11 protein-coding genes are annotated in these 14,778 nt (G+C 45.3%); 1 reads left to right on the top strand and 10 read right to left on the bottom strand.

Features of this window, described 5'->3' with window-relative positions:
- Positions 1-18 precede the first annotated feature (18 nt).
- The 4 genes from BLP63_RS13120 to BLP63_RS13135 form a co-directional block, all read right to left on the bottom strand.
- A complete protein-coding gene (locus BLP63_RS13120) occupies positions 19-702 on the bottom strand; it encodes an HAD family hydrolase (RefSeq protein ID WP_092592329.1) in 684 nt (227 codons plus the stop codon).
- Between the two features lie 170 nt (positions 703-872).
- Positions 873-3,653, bottom strand: a complete 2,781-nt coding sequence (locus BLP63_RS13125) for a UPF0182 family membrane protein (RefSeq protein WP_092592331.1) — start codon at positions 3,651-3,653, stop codon at positions 873-875.
- 150 nt (positions 3,654-3,803) lie between these two features.
- On the bottom strand, positions 3,804-5,540 hold the full coding sequence (locus tag BLP63_RS13130; RefSeq protein ID WP_092592333.1) for a 5'-nucleotidase C-terminal domain-containing protein: 1,737 nt from the start codon (positions 5,538-5,540) through the stop codon (positions 3,804-3,806).
- A gap of 179 nt (positions 5,541-5,719) precedes the next feature.
- Positions 5,720-6,145, bottom strand: coding sequence for a universal stress protein (locus BLP63_RS13135; RefSeq protein WP_092592335.1), 426 nt, complete (start codon positions 6,143-6,145; stop codon positions 5,720-5,722).
- A 326-nt stretch (positions 6,146-6,471) separates the two neighbouring features.
- Between BLP63_RS13135 and BLP63_RS13140 the strand changes: the two genes are divergently transcribed.
- Positions 6,472-6,711 carry a hypothetical protein gene (locus BLP63_RS13140; RefSeq protein ID WP_092592337.1) on the top strand — a complete coding sequence of 80 codons (240 nt, stop codon included), beginning with the start codon at positions 6,472-6,474 and terminating at the stop codon, positions 6,709-6,711.
- Positions 6,712-6,887: 176 nt separating this feature from the next.
- Here BLP63_RS13140 and BLP63_RS13145 read toward each other — a convergent pair whose 3' ends face one another.
- From BLP63_RS13145 to BLP63_RS13170, 6 genes are all read right to left on the bottom strand, one after another.
- Positions 6,888-7,301: an ATP-binding protein gene (locus BLP63_RS13145; RefSeq protein WP_092592339.1), complete on the bottom strand. Its 414-nt coding sequence runs from the start codon at positions 7,299-7,301 to the stop codon at positions 6,888-6,890.
- 144 nt (positions 7,302-7,445) lie between these two features.
- Complete coding sequence (gene rlmN, locus BLP63_RS13150) at positions 7,446-8,513, bottom strand: 23S rRNA (adenine(2503)-C(2))-methyltransferase RlmN (protein ID WP_092592341.1); 1,068 nt, start codon at positions 8,511-8,513, stop codon at positions 7,446-7,448.
- A 27-nt stretch (positions 8,514-8,540) separates the two neighbouring features.
- Positions 8,541-9,287: a phosphatase gene (locus tag BLP63_RS13155; protein ID WP_092592343.1), complete on the bottom strand. Its 747-nt coding sequence runs from the start codon at positions 9,285-9,287 to the stop codon at positions 8,541-8,543.
- Between the two features lie 15 nt (positions 9,288-9,302).
- Positions 9,303-10,247 carry an NAD(P)-dependent oxidoreductase gene (locus BLP63_RS13160; RefSeq protein ID WP_092592345.1) on the bottom strand — a complete coding sequence of 315 codons (945 nt, stop codon included), beginning with the start codon at positions 10,245-10,247 and terminating at the stop codon, positions 9,303-9,305.
- A gap of 66 nt (positions 10,248-10,313) precedes the next feature.
- Positions 10,314-10,973: an HD-GYP domain-containing protein gene (locus tag BLP63_RS13165; protein ID WP_092592347.1), complete on the bottom strand. Its 660-nt coding sequence runs from the start codon at positions 10,971-10,973 to the stop codon at positions 10,314-10,316.
- A 176-nt stretch (positions 10,974-11,149) separates the two neighbouring features.
- Positions 11,150-14,587, bottom strand: a complete 3,438-nt coding sequence (locus BLP63_RS13170) for a pyruvate carboxylase (protein ID WP_330387163.1) — start codon at positions 14,585-14,587, stop codon at positions 11,150-11,152.
- Between the last annotated feature and the right edge of the window lie 191 nt (positions 14,588-14,778).

Raw genomic sequence — 14,778 nt, forward strand, 5'->3', positions numbered from 1 at the left:
CACCTCCTGAATGCAATATCAGCTTCCAAGACCAATCTGCAAAAGAAATTCTTTTGTTTCTGACAGATTGTTCAACAGCAGATCCGGCGCATGCAGCCGCAGCTCCGCTTCTGAACAGCTGCCTGTTGCCACAGCCACAGTCATTGCACCAGCCGCTTTACCACTTTCTATATCCAGCGGTGTGTCTCCAATGACTATTGTATTGGAACCTCTATGCTCATGTCCAAAACGGTGCTTGGCCTGTTCGATAACGTGCTGAATCAACTGAGGCCTGTTGTCATGATGATCTCCATAGCCACCCAGAATAAACCGGTCATGAAGTCCGACGGCTCTTAATTTTTCGTAAGCCCCAATTTCACAGTTCCCAGTACCAACAGCGCACAAGATATCCTTTCGCGAGGATACCTCATCTAAAAGCGCTTCTACGCCAGCATAGACCATTACGTTTGGATTAATTTTTAGATTCTTCTTCAAATAATGACCATATAAGCTGAAAAAGACGGCCTCATCCTCCAGTGTCACCTTGTGGATGCTTAGGGAAGACCTGAGGATTGCCCTGTCAAGACAACCCGCCATATTAACTTTTTCAAAGCCATTTTCAATATTAAAAACTTCATAAAAAGCATCATTCATTGACTTTCTGCCGCTTCCGCCGCAAGACATCAGCGTGCCGTCAATGTCGAAAATCAACAGATGACTCATCAGGACGCACCTCCACCAGAAATCACACCCATAATATTATACACTATCCTGGCGAGAACAAGAACACATTAAAATATCATCTGTGCTCATATAAACCAGGGAGGCAGTAATTCCATTACCGCTCTCCCTGGTCTAACTTCAAAACCAATTTTCAGTTCATTATTTATCCGTTATGGCGTTTCACCTGCATCAGGCGTTCCAGCTTCTTCAGTCGCCGTCCCTTCACTGCTTCTTTGTGTCTCGAGTTGCTGAATTAATCTTTGAATTTCTGCGAGTGAACGAGACAGCTCATCATAGACGGATTTAACGCGATCCAGCACAGCCTCCAAATTGTCGCCCTCAAGGCTTGGCTGATCACTCTCTGAAGGCAGTTCACCAGGCAACGCGCTTTCCGGACCAAATATTCGCTCAAGCGCCATCTCCAGCGTCTGCTCCATAACAACCTTATCCCTGTAACCTACAATAACACGCTTGGTTTCAGGCAAACTGTTCACATTATCAGCCTGTATAAAAATTGGCTCAATGTACAACAAAGAATTGTTGACAGGCACAACGATAACATTTCCCCGAAGCACGTTAGACCCCTCTTGACCCCATAACGTAAACTGAGGCGAAATTGTGGAATCCTGGTCTATTCTCGACTCAATCATCATTGGTCCATCAATGGTCTTGTCCTTAGGGAAACGATAGACATAGAGTTTTCCATAGTTCTCACCGTCATTGCGAGCAACCAAAAGACTTGTCATGTTTGCCTTTTCTCTAGGCGTATATGGCAAAATCAGAGCGAACTCTTCTTTCTGTTCTTCCGGCAGCTTGAACATGACATAATTGGACTTGGCTTCTTGAATCTGATCCAAATATTTTTCATTCGCGATATCCCAGGCATCTTCACCATTATAAAAGACAACAGGATTTGTGATGTGATACAGCCTGTAGACCTCCGCCTGGAGATCGAAGAGATCTCGAGGATATTTGATATGTGCCTTAAGGCCATCTGGAAACTCACTTACAGGTTTGAATAAATCTTTATAGATCTTCTGATAAGTTTTAACCATAGGGTCATTTTCATCATAAACATAATAGTCAATTGTCCCTTCATAGGCATCTACAACAATTTTAACAGAATTTCTCACATAATTGACAATGTACCCTTTGAAACCATAACGCTGAGAATAAGGAAAATCCGCAGTCGCTGTATAGGCATCCACGATCCAATAGAGCTTCCCATCCTCCTGGTTCATGACCAAATACGGATCATGCTCATAGACTAAGAATGGCGCAATTTTAGCCGCGCGGTCTATGACATCACGGGTGTGATGAATTTTGCTCTCACTGGTTATATTATCTGAAAACAGCAGCCTCATACTGCGCTGTGTCACCGCGTAGAGTAACCTGTTCAAACCTTTCAGTGAAATGCCATCTTTACCCTGATACCTGGTTTCAGTGTTATCCGAGCCGCTCGGATAATCGAATTCATCTTCATCCGTCCCCGTTATAATGTACTGATCTGTCATCAGGCCAAAATAGATTTCCGGCCTGAGGAGTTTTAAATCTGTCTCTGTCGTTGGCGGAATGTTCTTCACCATCAACTTTGGCTGGCCTTCTGGAGTAACTTCATTGACAGGCGCAACGACAACACCGTAGCCATGAGTGTATTTGAGATGCAAATTGATCCACGTTTTCGCCTTCTCTGTCAGTTTGTCAACGTTCAGCTCTCTTGGCGCTAAAAATATTTGCCTGTATTGACCGTCTATAGTATAGCGGTCCATGCTGATGTTGCTGAATTGATAATAAAGCCTCAGGCTCTGCAGCTGATTGAAGGTTTGAAGAAGCGGTGTCTCGTCATTGATGCGTATATTCCTGATCGTGGCTTCGTTATCCTTTAAATCCTGTGCTGTTAACTCTTGATCAACTGGAAACTCCCTGGACTCTACGTTATCCAGTTGAAAACTTTTTTGAGTAAAAGCTATATTGTATTCAATATAGGGCTGTTCTTTTGAAATTTCATCTGGCTCAACAATCAACCTCTGAACACCAAAGGCAATGACAGAGGTCAGCAGTCCAATAAAGACAATCGCGGCGGGACCCGCAAGTATCAAACGCCTTTTTTCTTTGATTAACCCAACAAAAAATAGAACTGCGGATATAAACGACGTAATCGCCAACGCAATATAACCTTTCAGTGTTACGGCAACATCCGTGTAACTCGCGCCAAACGCGGCCCCCCTTGGAGAGTAAACGAGATCATAGGTCATGATTAAAAAAAACAACCCAAGCAGGACGAAGAAGATTGCACCTAAAGTCGCGATCCGTTTGACTGCATTTCGCAGAATATCCTTTTTAAAAAAGCCGATGACGTTTGGAATCCCTACAGTACGATCCAAGTAGTAAACAGTTCCTTCAGAAGGTGGATATTTTTTGAATACCAAAGAATAAAATACAAGGGTTGCAATTATGATGACCAGCGTAATAAAAATGCCAAGACTCATCAAATTTTCCATTAAAGGTTTGGAAAAAATATAAAAGGCTGCATCATTGTTAAAAATAGGGTCTGACACGCCAAATTCGGTTCTGTTCAGGAAGAACAACACCTTCAGCCAAAGCTCATTCGTAGCCACCCAGGATAAAAATAGCCCCAATCCTGTTGATGCCAAAACCAAAGCTGTTCTTGATTTTGCCGTCTCTGGCTTCGAAATGAAAATCTGACCCAGTTTTATATATTTTTCGAATATTTTCAGGAAGTAAAGAGAAAGGGCAACTGCCAAAGCTATGGATAAAGGAATCCACATAATCATTTTTGTTTTAATTTCTACGAAAAAGGTCTGGGTATAGCCCAGCATTTTAAACCATTGATAGTTAGCAATAAATCCGAGAATCTGATCACTTGAAATAAAGAGCAGCAGCAATGCAGCTATTAAGGGGGGCACAATTTTATTTAGCTCTTTCTTCATAAGACTCACCTCGCTTCTTGACTTCACTCCGTTGATACCCCGAAAATGGCTTTTTCACACAACGGTATAAGCAACTGCACGAAAAAGAAGGCCTGACTAAAAGTCAGGCCCCCACCAAAATTATTTATAGTCCATAATACATTTTACAAATTACATAGCCGGTATAAGGATTACTTGACCTGGAAGAATAAGATTCGGATTGCTGAGCTTGTTGTACTCAGCCAACTTTTGCCAGGTCGTGTTGTGCTTCAGTGCAATATGGGAAAGCGTATCCCCTGAAACAACCGTATAGGCTGTTGCCTGACCTTCTGGAACTGGAACTGGAGTTGGAGCTGCAGGCTCTGCAGGTACTGGCGTCGTTGGAGTCTCAATTGCTGGTCCGTCATAGACCTTAATTCTGCCGTCCACTGCTGCGCTGCCCACACCGACCTCTTTAATGTATTTGACCAACGCTTCATCCAGAGCCATGAATAAACCAGCTTCCGGATAAGTCTTGAACATTTGATAGTCATCACCACCAGCAGCCATGAAGTCGTTTGTGGCGACCAAATAACTCTTGGCAGGATCAATGGCCTTGCCGTCGATCATTGCAGTCACAACCCGCTTACCTACTTCTTTTGACGGGTCAAACTGAACTCTTATGCCCGCAAGATGCGGAAACGCACCCATTTGGTTAGGATAGTCCGTCAAGCCGTGCTCTATAGCTTTTAGCAGGTCTTCTCCTGTGATCGATTTCGTGACAATATAATTTCCAAATGGCAATACTGTTGAAACTTCACCAACGGTTATATCCCCAACGTCAATAGAAGCCCTTATGCCACCGCCGTTTGTAATGGCTACGTCTGCCCCTGTAACGTGCAGCATGGCTTGGGTAATCAGGTTCCCCAGATTTGTTTCGCCTGTTCGAACGAGCTCACGGGCCCCTATAAGTTCAACTGAGGTCGATCCTACCACCACTGAAGTTACGACATCCTGTTCACCTTTCAATTCTGTGATCAGATTTTTAACCGTTTCATCTTCTGCGAGATCTGCTACCGAAGCAGCTGGAATAAGATAAGGCTTAACTGCCGCAATTTCTCCGCCACTCCAAGTGATGTCGATTCTTCCAAGACTTTCATTATATCCGCCGGTTTGAACAATTGTCACGCCATTGTTGACAATACCTGTTGAAAAACGCGTATGACTGTGCCCGCCAATGATTAAATCAACACCGGGAACCTGATAAGCAATCATTCTGTCAGTAAATTCTGAAGCTGGTTCAAGACCAAGATGGGAAAGCACAACAATGAGATCCGCTTTGCCCTCAAGTTCAGCGACCATTGCTTTTGCCGTCTCTATTGGATTTTCGATTTTAAGTCCTTTGGTATTGTCAGGATGGGATTTGTAATAAGTCTCTGGAGTAGCAAGTCCAAAGACACCCACTTTAACCCCACCTACTTCTTTGATGACATACCGTTCAACGAACGGTGTACCATCCTCGTTGATGACATTAGCTGCGAGGAATGGATAGTTGGCCATCTCTTCAAGCTGAAGCACTCTTTCTTTGCCATAGTTAAAGTCATGGTTGCCTAAAGTCATGGCATCATAACCAACCGCATTATAAATATCTACAATACTTTCCCCTTTGACCAGCGTAGCAATAGTCTGGCCATGGGTAGCGTCTCCTGCGTCCAGCAGCAGAACATTAGGATTTAATGCTTTCTCCTGATTGACAAGTTTTGCGATCTTTGCGTAACCGACAACGGACGCGCTGGATTCTACCCTTGCGTGAGCGTCATTGGTGTGAAAAATTGTAATTTCGACAGTGTCATCCTCTGCCGCGAAGCCAAACCCCATCATTGAAAAAACGAGGACCAGCATCAACAGCATACTCATTTTGCGTTTCATTCAGTACCCTCCTTTTGATCAGACAGTCTAAATAACCGGCATCCTATTCATACCACTTTTTAGGAGCGCAAAACACCGCACTGACTTTAATTAATACTGGAACTTATATTTCAGACTCGGGTTCACAATATCAAAAGGCACTAAAAAGAGCCCTCCTCATTGAGAGCTCTTCATTAAAATTATATTGAAGCTGATATGGCCAAATCCTGATCCACTTGGATTTCCAGCGGTACAATTTCAATAATTAAGTCCCTGTTCAGTTTATTCTCCAGACGATGGATCATATTCTGCTGCTTCGTTGATTCAAGGGATTCGCCCATGACAATTATATCAACCTGTTCTTTATACGCGAACTTTGTCAAAGCGCTTTCTATGTCCATATCCTTTATCACTGACAATGTAGCGTCATAAGCCTTTGATATATCAAAGAGATATTCCAGCGCATCAGCTTCCTTCAGCTTTCCAAAATAACGCCAATTCTCTTTTACAACATGAACGACCAGCAATTCATCCTGGGCCTTACAGAGTTCCGCCCCGCGCTTGATGAGACGTTCGCATGATTTCTGCTGAGTGACGCAGACCATGATTTTTCTTCTGTTTACCATATCTAACCCCTTCCAATAGATGTCTGTCAATCTGAATAACGGGACATTCAGCCATTTCGAGAGCTGTAACCTTATTGATTTACAGTCATTTTTTTCTTTGTACGAATTCTTATACTTATTATATCAAACTTTTCTCTATGCCACTCGTGTTTTAATTATTATTTAATCTGTTTAATTTTTCTGAAACTTATTGTCTATGGGTTCCAATTATTTAGACACCTTTGAAATAATGTACTTCAGTTCCCTTTAGCTCAGTTTTAGCATATAATATTGTAAAACGCTGAGGCATTGCCTCTAAGCGTGCCACAGAAAGGAATGGGAATACCATGAATACCTATATTAAAGTGATCGGACTTACTGGCAGCCATTTTGTAAAAGAGTTTGTAAAAATAAGGCATCACGACAATAAAGTCAGAGAAATCAGCGAAGATACCGTGGCAAAAAAATTTAAAAGTGGAAATACAAAAATAATCGTTCATTTCGAAGAAGATGGGCGCGAGATTGAGATCGATGATTTCAGTGATCCGGAGATCATTCGCAAATTTCTGGGAAAAGCCTTTTTGTAGTACATCAGACCTGCTTTTCAATGAAGTCACAGCATTAACTACATGACCATGATATCCTAATTGACAAGCACAAAAAAACCGCCCCTTTTGACATTTAAGATCAGTCTTAAGGGGCGGTTCAACCGTTTTTGGGATTTCAGCTGAGCTGAATCAAAGCCGGGTGTATTCGTTTTTAACTAAGCTTTAATGTATTTCTTTAACGCCTCAGGGATTTCATCTTCTTCACAGGTGATAGTCGCGACAACTTTGACATTGTTGACCTCCGCGAATGCTTCAATGCGCTGTACATTTTCATAGATATCCTGTTCAGTGCCCTTCATTGTCTTTTTGATCCCATCAATATAAAGATTTTCAAGATCATAGTCACTCGCCATCAAGCCACAAACAAAGCCAAAAAACTCCTCCGCAGTCTTGAGTGGCAATTCGATTGTGCTGATGTAACGGACATTGTGCGGCAGATCGTACATGTGGCTTTTGTCAGCATCAATAAAGATACTGCTTCCGTTTGAGCTCTTTGCCCTTTCATTGGCCATCTCAATCAGCGTCTTTGTCTTCCCGCTGCCACGATTGCCTGCGATTAGTGAGAACATGTCAATCTCCTCCTCTGGGTTTAGCTGAATTTGAAGATAGTTACTTAGTCGTTAGTATACCCATAATATTCGATTTACCTTCATAGATGTCCTTCATGAACGAAAAAAAATTTTCAGACAATTCCATTCGTCTTCTTCATGAACTTATTCCTCAGGATCATCCAGATAAGATTTTCGAAGCTGTCCGCAGGCTGCGTTTATGTCGCTCCCCAGTTCCCGCCGAATAGTCGTTTCAATGCCGGCGCGTTTCAAAACCTCTGCGAATTTTCTTACAGCAGCGTCTCCGGCAGCTTTATAGCCGCGCTCTGCCACTGGATTGATTGGGATCAGATTTACGTGACACAGCTTGCCTTTCAGCGCTTTTGCCAGTTTTTGCGCTTCCATCTCATGATCGTTTTCTCCCCGAATCAGAGCATATTCATAGGTAATCCTGCGACCTGTTTCATTGGCATAAGCATCACAAGCTTTGATGACTTCGCTGACGGGATACTTTTTGTTGACAGGCATAAGTTCTGACCTGACAGCATTCTCCGCGCTATGCAGGGACACTGCGAGCGTGATCTGATAATGCTTCTTTGCCAGTGCTTCTATGCCAGGCACTATGCCGCAGGTTGATAATGTGATATGGCGCTGCCCAAGCTTCAGTCCTTCCTCAGAGCTTGCGAGCTCAATAAACTTCGTAACTTCTTCAAAATTGTCAAGCGGCTCTCCGCTGCCCATCAAGACGACGCTGGAAACCCTCGTTCCTCCCAAGTTCTGGATTTCAAGCAACTGTCCCAGCATTTCTCCGGCAGTGAGGTTTCGAACCATGCCATCCAAAGTTGAAGCACAAAAAGTGCACCCCATACGGCAGCCGACTTGTGTTGACAGACAGGCTGACACACCGTGGCGGTAGACCATTCTGACAGATTCAATAACATTGCCGTCATTCAGCCTGAACAGGTATTTAGTCGTTTGGTCATTCCCAGAGGTGAGCGCTTCAACACATCTAACGTTGTCCAGCAAAGTTTTCTCCTGAAGCTTCTCTTTAAACGCACCGGAAAGATCCGTCATTTCATCAAAGGTTTTCACGCCTTTGTGCACCCAGGCATAAAGCTGCTTCCCCCTGAATTTCTTTTCCCCAAGCTGCTCTGTTAGCTGGATCATCTCGGTGAGGGACATGCTTCTCAATTCAGGCTTCACTATTGGCAACCTTGAGTTCTTTATATCCATTTTTCCACCCCCTATCACCGCCGATGGTTACGCTTCCATCAACGCACCCAAATCCTTTACTCTGCCTTTTCCCTTCAAATAATTCAGCCATTTTACGGTCGAAGTATTCATGATCAGCGCCTCTGGAACCCCAACCTCTTTAAAAAGTTTGGCGGCATAGTCAAACTTTCCAAGATCAAAGGCAATATGGCAATCGCTGGAAGCGATCATTCTTACATTGTGAAGGGCCGCGAGTTCTGCAATCTGATAGCAGTTATCTTTACTGCCCTTTCTTCCCAAATTTGTGAAAGAAGAATTGTTGATCTCAATGACCTTACCTGTGGCGGCAGCAGCCTCTATAACAGCTTTACGATCGATTTGCCAGCGGGGGTTACCCGTGTGTGCCAGGATGTCGACATACGGATTTTGCATGACTTTGATGAGGGTCTCAGTATTTTGGGACTCAGACCCAGGCTCCAGACAAACGTCATGGAAGCCCGCAATAACATAATCCAGCCGCTTCAGGAACCGCTCCTCAAGATCGATCCCTCCTGAATAGTCTATGATGTTGAGCTCTGCGCCTCTCAGGACAGTAACACCCTTGTAAGTCCGGGGGATTACCTGTTGATTGCCATGGTGGAAAGGATGAGGTCCACCGGGCATGGCAGGCCCATGGTCAGAAAATCCAATAAGCTCGAGTCCCTTCTCGACTGCCGCTTCCATGTACTCTTTGACAGTAGAATATGCATGTCCGCTGGCATAAGTATGGACATGACAATCTAAAACCAGCTTCATATCTATCTTCCTTTCTTAATAACCTCTTCTGACGTCGACTACATTGAGGAGCGGATCGCCAGCGGCAAGGCGCTTCAGATTTTCGAGGATGAGGGCTAAGCGTCTGTCATTTCTCATTTCAGAAATCCAGGAATTATGCGGTGTAATGTGGACACGTTCAATATCCCACAGAGGATGGGTTTCCGGAAGCGGTTCTTGTTCGAATACGTCGATATGGACACTTCTCAGGCGGCCTTGCGACAGCGCCTGAATCAGCGCCGCTTCGTCAAGAACCGCCCCCCTTGAAACGTTGATCAATATGGCATCTGGTTTCATACGCTCCAGGAATGCTTGATCCACAAAGCGCTCTGTTTGCGGTGTCTGAGGCAAAGCAATGACTATTGCGTCGCAGCGGGCCGCCAACTCAAGCTTGTCCGTGGCACTGACAACATAATCAAACGCCTCGTGAGGTGTACCATGGGTATTAAGACCAATACGCGTCGCTTCAAAACCGCTTAAGCGAACAGCAGCTTCTTGGGCAATAGTCCCTGTCCCAAGAAAGCCTATTGTCTTTCCCACCATTTCGAGTACATCTGTAGTGATCTTCCAGGTCTTCTTTTTCTTCTGAAGCTCAAACCAGCTGCTGTTCTTGAGGCCGCTGAGTATATTCCAGACAATCCACTCCCCCATGGGCTTTGAATAACCACCCCGGTTATTTGTCACCACAATTTCACGGGCGAGGACTTGTTCAGCAGGAAGCTGGTCTATACCAATGGAGGAAAGAAGAATATGCTTCAGCGCAGGCATTTTGTCCAGATGAATGGACTTAAACGGATTATAGCACACCAGCACCTCAATATCACTGAGATCATGACTTTGGTCATTAAGCTCTGATTCTTTAATGAAGACGACTTCATGTCCTAAAGCGCGCATTTTCGCCGCAGCCTCTGGACCATAATCATAGGTGATTAAAAGCTTCATAGAGTCAACCACCATCCTTTCAAAGGTTTTTTATCATTATATCACGGTCACAGCGCTGACGACTTCCTATTTTATGGCGCCTGTAGCAGAGCTGTAAATTTGCAGGAACGCCCTCACCACCGTGGGATCATAAAGGCGTCCGCTCATTTCGTTAAAATGTGTAAGGACTTCAGGCATAGGCCACGGCCTTTTGTAAACGCGCTCAGAGCTCAAAGCGTCATAGACATCCGCTACAGCCACAATACGGCCGTATAAATGGATTCCGGCTCCTGCCAAGCCGTCTGGATAACCAGAACCGTCCCAGCGCTCATGGTGCTGCCTTGCGATCAGCGCGCCGGTCTTAAAAATTGGGGAAATAGAGGGCATAAGATAGGCCCATCCCCTGACGGAATGAGTCTGCATGATGTGCCTTTCCGCAAAGGTCAGCGGCCCTGGCTTATTCAGGATCTCGTCAGGCACTTCATGCTTGCCAACATCATGATAAGCTGAAGCCTTACGGATCAAATCCACCTCCCAGGCAGGAAGTCCTAAAGCCTTTGCGATCCCGGATGCGCAGGCCGACACTTTGGCAATATGCGCATGGGTTTCTTTGGAATAAAGTACGGCATCCAAGCGGGCAGAAACAACACTTTCCATGATCTCTGCCTCACAGCCGCATGCCTGTGCTTCCCGAACCATCTCAGGCAGCGTAATTAAATCGAAGCTATTAATAAAGTTGACACTCAAATGAATCACTCCATTTCTCGGAATGTCACCATCATATAAACTTTTACATTATTTGTCAATTTCACTCCTCACAAATACATGGTTATTACCTTGTGAAAAAAAAAGCAGGAACTGGACATCATTGGCTTTTAAATGCCGTTAACGCCCCATTCCTGCAGCTATTAAATTTAAGTGTTCTAATGCGCGATAAGCTCGATTAAAAGTTCCCCCGACTTAACACTTTGAGCTAAAGCAACGTTGATCTTCGCGACTTTCCCATCCACCGGAGACGTCACAGAAGTTTCCATTTTCATGGCTTCAACCACCGCTACGGTCTGACCTGCTTTGACTGTTTCCCCTTCCTTAACCAGGAGTTTGGTCACAGTGCCTGGAATTGAGGAGCCTATCTCGAAGGGATTGGAGGGATCCGCCATTGAAGAGTACGACTCTGTCACCGTCATCTTGCTTGTTTTGTCCTTGATTTCGATTTCCCTGCGGTTGCCATTGATTTCGAAGTCGACAGTTCGGTTTCCGGTTTCATCCAGCTTTCCAATTTCAATGAGTTTGATGACCATGGTCTTACCGTATTCAAGTTCGACTTCGCAGGTTTCACCTTCCGACAAGCCATGGAAAAAGACATCGCTGCCCATTCTGGTAAAATCACCATTCTTGGCAACCCAGTCCAGATAGTCCTCGAAAACCTTAGGATAAAGCGCATAGCTGATAATCTCAGCCTGAGAAAACTCACGCTTATACTTGGTTTCCAGCATTGCCTTGATTCCGTCAAGGTCCTCTGGCTCGAGCAGTTCACCCGGTCTGCAGGTAATAGGCTTTATGTCCTTCAGTACCAGCTTTTGAAGTTTTTCCGGGAACCCGCCCTGCGGCTGGCCCATCATCCCCTCAAAGTATGAGACGACAGAATCCGGGAAAGCCATGTCCTTGGCTTTCTCATAGATATTCTCGGCTGTGAGCTCATTTTGGATCATAAAGATTGCCATGTCACCCACCGCTTTTGAAGACGGCGTTACCTTGACTATGTCACCAAACATGTCATTGACCGTGCGGAACATTTCCTTTACTTCTGTGAACCGGTGTCCAAGTCCAAAGCTTTCGACCTGTGGCTTCAGATTTGAGTACTGACCACCTGGAATTTCATAACGGTAAATTTCAGTACTCGCTGCCTTGAGATCTGATTCGAATTGAGAATAAACCGGTCTGACGGATGCCCAATAGTCACTGAGCAACTGGATTGAGCTCAAGTTGATGCCAGTGTCGCGTTCGGTATTCTCAAGCGCTGCGACAATGGAATTCAGCGCAGGCTGGCTGGTGACGCCTGACATACTGTTGAAAGCCGTATCGACAATGTCCGCACCAGCTTCAGCTGCCATTAGCATAGACGCGACACCATTGCCTGTCGTGTCGTGCGTGTGTACATGAACAGGGATAGAAATTTCCTCTTTCAATGCTTTGACGAGTTTAAAGGATGCGTAAGGCTTGAGAAGGGCAGACATGTCCTTGATGGCAAGGATGTGCGCACCCATGCGTTCGAGCTCTTTAGCCATATCGACATAATACCGAAGCGAATACTTGTCCCTGGAGGAATCGAGGATGTCGCCGGTATAGCAGATAGTCGCCTCGGCTATTTTCCCAGTCTTGATGACTTCGTCAATAGCGACTTCCATGCCCTTGATCCAGTTCAGGGAGTCAAAAATTCTGAAGACGTCAATGCCTTTGGCGGCTGAGACCTGAATCAGTTCGCGAATGACATTGTCCGGATAGTTCTTGTAGCCCACGCCGTTGGCACCGCGCAGAAGCATCTGAAACAGAATGTTCGGGATGCGGTCTCGCAGAATTTCAAGGCGCTCCCATGGCGATTCTTTCAGGAAGCGGTAGGCGACGTCGAAGGTCGCGCCGCCCCACATCTCGAGTGAGAAAAGGTCCTCGGCTAAATGAGAGGTCGCTTTGGCAATACGGGTCATATCCCGGGTGCGGACTCGGGTTGCCATGAGGGATTGGTGGGCGTCGCGCATGGTTGTATCTGTGAGAAGGAGCTTCTTTTGGTCGTGGATCCAGGATACGAGACCATCGGCACCACGCTGATCCAAAATTTGTTTTGTGCCTTGGAGGATCCGCTTCTCGTACTTAGGTACCAGCGGCACGTCGAACTCACGCTTGAAGCCTTTGGTCTCATTGACGACCTTTTCGCCAATATAATTGAGGACTCTCAGCTCAATATCCTTCTTGACATGGATATCAAAGAGCTCCTTGTTCTTGAGGATGAAGTTCGTATCACAGGCGCCGCGCTTGAAGGTATCGTGGTTGAGGACATTGATCAGGAACGCTGCGTTCGTCTTCACGCCACGAATGGTAATTTCTCGGATAGAACGGATCTGCTTGCGGATCGCGTCGTCAAAGGTTCTTCCCCACGTGGTGGATTTCACAAGAAGGCTGTCATAATATGGACTGATGATAGCGCCGGTGAAGCCGCTGCCGCCATCCAGACGTACGCCAAAGCCGCCGCCAGTTCTGTAGACATCCATTTTGCCTGTATCTGGCGCAAAATTATGCGCTGGGTCTTCTGTCGTGATCCTGCACTGAATTGAATAGCCGCGAATTTGGACCGCATCTTGGGACGGCAGATTGATTTCCACAGAACCCAGCGGATAACCCTCCGCAACCTTAATCTGAGCTTGAACAATATCAACGCCCGTAACCATTTCCGTCACAGTATGCTCCACTTGAATTCTCGGGTTCATTTCAATGAAGTAATGCTTCCCGTCCTGATCCACCAGGAACTCACACGTGCCAGCGTTTTTGTAGGATACGGCCGAAGCTATCTTGATAGCGTCCTGACAGATTTCAAGCCGCTTCTCTTCCGTAAGGGAGAAGGCAGGCGTGTATTCAATCAGCTTCTGATGGCGCCGTTGAATTGAACAATCGCGCTCATACAGATGCACAATATTTCCATAGCCATCCCCAAGAATCTGGACTTCAATATGCTTTGGATCCTCAAGGTATTTTTCTATAAAGACGTCTTCGACGCCAAAAGCCTTCCTCGCTTCGTTGCGTGCAGAATGAAGTTCTTCGAGGAGCTTGGCTTCTTCCCTGACAATTCGCATCCCCCTGCCGCCGCCGCCAGCTGCAGCTTTGAGCATGATAGGATAGCCTGCGGCATTTGCGAAATGGAGCGCTTCTTCATCCGAACGGATTGGTTTTTCACTGCCCGGAATGACCGGAACACCCGCAGAAACAGCGACGTTCTTAGAGTTGATTTTATCGCCAACTCTGTCCATCATTTCTGGCGTCGGTCCAATAAAGGTGATCCCTGCCTCATCACATTTCTTGGCAAATTCCGGGTTCTCCGAAAGGAAACCATAGCCTGGATGGATTGCGTCAACGCCTTTCTTGACAGCGAGTTTAATAATTTCGTCAATATCCAGATACGCTTCAATTGGACCTTTGTTCTTGCCTATCAGATAAGATTCATCTGCTTTCAGTCGGAACAAGGCATTTTTGTCTTCGTTGGAATAAATAGCCACTGTTCGGATTCCGAGCTCATTGCATGCCCTGAAAATCCGGATGGCTATTTCGCCGCGGTTGGCTACGAGTACCCGCTTAAACTTTTTGATCATCATTTTCACCTGTCCTGTCTTAAAATTGTATATTAATTTATATTTATGTATACTCCCTTGAGATGTTCCTATCAATATATCAGCATAAAATAAAGTTTTCAACCCTATTTGCTTATTTTTATAAAATTTTTAAGTAATTTTTTTTAATAAAAAAAGGAGCGTGCGTTTATAGAGCGACATTTGTCCGTTCTACA

It is taken from the genome of Acidaminobacter hydrogenoformans DSM 2784, from assembly GCF_900103005.1.
Lineage (GTDB): Bacteria > Bacillota > Clostridia > Peptostreptococcales > Acidaminobacteraceae > Acidaminobacter > Acidaminobacter hydrogenoformans.

Coding starts and splice junctions, on each gene's coding strand:
- BLP63_RS13145 (WP_092592339.1), bottom strand. CDS start 7,301: ATGTTCTCACTAATCGCAGGCAATCGTGGCAGCGGGAAGACAAAGACG.
- BLP63_RS13140 (WP_092592337.1), top strand. CDS start 6,472: ATGAATACCTATATTAAAGTGATCGGACTTACTGGCAGCCATTTTGTA.
- BLP63_RS13125 (WP_092592331.1), bottom strand. CDS start 3,653: ATGAAGAAAGAGCTAAATAAAATTGTGCCCCCCTTAATAGCTGCATTG.
- BLP63_RS13135 (WP_092592335.1), bottom strand. CDS start 6,145: ATGGTAAACAGAAGAAAAATCATGGTCTGCGTCACTCAGCAGAAATCA.
- BLP63_RS13170 (WP_330387163.1), bottom strand. CDS start 14,587: ATGATGATCAAAAAGTTTAAGCGGGTACTCGTAGCCAACCGCGGCGAA.
- BLP63_RS13155 (WP_092592343.1), bottom strand. CDS start 9,287: ATGAAGCTGGTTTTAGATTGTCATGTCCATACTTATGCCAGCGGACAT.
- rlmN (WP_092592341.1), bottom strand. CDS start 8,513: ATGGATATAAAGAACTCAAGGTTGCCAATAGTGAAGCCTGAATTGAGA.
- BLP63_RS13130 (WP_092592333.1), bottom strand. CDS start 5,540: ATGAAACGCAAAATGAGTATGCTGTTGATGCTGGTCCTCGTTTTTTCA.
- BLP63_RS13120 (WP_092592329.1), bottom strand. CDS start 702: ATGAGTCATCTGTTGATTTTCGACATTGACGGCACGCTGATGTCTTGC.
- BLP63_RS13160 (WP_092592345.1), bottom strand. CDS start 10,247: ATGAAGCTTTTAATCACCTATGATTATGGTCCAGAGGCTGCGGCGAAA.